We start from the raw sequence: 1,389 nt of genomic DNA on the forward strand, positions 1-1,389 counted from the left end.
CCGCGGAGAAGCGATCATCCCGGCTCGGTCCCAGCGGAACCCAGCCACCCACGCCTTATCGCCAACAATCCGGTTGATGGAGGCGGCCAGCCTCTGGCAATCGCGTCGCGTTCTTCCTATGTTCCAGGCTCAGCCCCAACCGGCGCCAGCCCCGGACGCTCCGGCGCGCGCCCCAACCGGCGCGTTGTCGCGCGTCTGGACACCCGCATGGACGAAGTGATCAAGGCCAAGCGTCAGACCCCCGCGGCCTCGAGCCGGACCGCCATCACCATTCGCGGCGCCCGCGAGCACAATCTCAAGAACGTCGACGTCACCATTCCGCGCGACAAGCTGGTGGTGTTCACCGGCCTGTCCGGCTCCGGCAAGTCGTCGCTGGCGTTCGACACCATCTACGCCGAAGGCCAGCGCCGCTACGTGGAGTCGCTGTCGGCCTATGCCCGGCAATTCCTCGAGATGATGCAGAAGCCGGACGTCGACCAGATCGACGGCCTGTCGCCGGCGATCTCGATTGAACAGAAGACCACCTCGAAGAACCCGCGCTCGACCGTCGGCACCGTCACCGAGATTTACGACTACATGCGCCTGCTCTGGGCCCGCGTCGGCGTGCCCTACTCGCCGGCGACCGGCCTGCCGATCGAAAGCCAGACCGTGTCGCAGATGGTCGACCGCGTGCTGGCGCTGCCGGAAGGAACGCGGCTGTATCTGCTGGCGCCGGTGGTCCGCGGCCGCAAGGGCGAGTACCGCAAGGAGCTGGCCGACTGGCTGAAGAAGGGCTTCCAGCGCGTCAAGATCGACGGCGCGTTCCACGAGCTCGCCGAGGCGCCGACGCTCGACAAGAAATTCCCGCACGATATCGACGTCGTGGTCGACCGCATCGTCGTCCGCCCCGACATCGGCCAGCGCCTCGCCGAGAGCTTTGAGACCGCGCTGAAGCTGGCCGAGGGGCTGGCGGTGATCGAGTTTGCGGACGCGCCCGCCGCGCCGCCGGCGGCTGAGCCCGGCCATGACGATGTCGAAGGCAAAAAGAAAAAGGCCGACAAGAAGGTCGCGAAGATCCACGACAAGAGCGGTGCCGAGCGCATCCTGTTCTCGGAGAAGTTCGCCTGCCCGGTATCCGGCTTCACCATTCCGGAGATCGAGCCCAGGCTGTTCTCGTTCAACAACCCGTACGGCGCCTGCCCCGAATGCGGCGGCCTCGGCATCGAACAGCACATCGACGCCGACCTCGTGGTGCCCGACAAGGAGCTCAGCTTGCGCAAAGGCGCGATCGCGCCATGGGCGAAGTCGTCCTCGCCGTACTACCTGCAGACGCTGACCGCGCTCGGCAAGCACTACAAGTTCACGCTCGACACCAAGTGGAAGGACCTGCCCAAGAAGGTCCAGAACGTG

General features: G+C 66.2%; 1 protein-coding gene. It reads left to right on the forward strand.

Annotated features, from left to right (window positions below):
- Positions 1-207: 207 nt before the first annotated feature.
- On the forward strand, positions 208-1,389 hold a 1,182-nt coding region (locus DYI24_RS26615), incomplete at its 3' end, for a UvrA family protein (RefSeq protein WP_502706384.1).

This window comes from Rhodopseudomonas sp. BR0C11, assembly GCF_010820945.1.
GTDB lineage: Bacteria > Pseudomonadota > Alphaproteobacteria > Rhizobiales > Xanthobacteraceae > Rhodopseudomonas > Rhodopseudomonas palustris_H.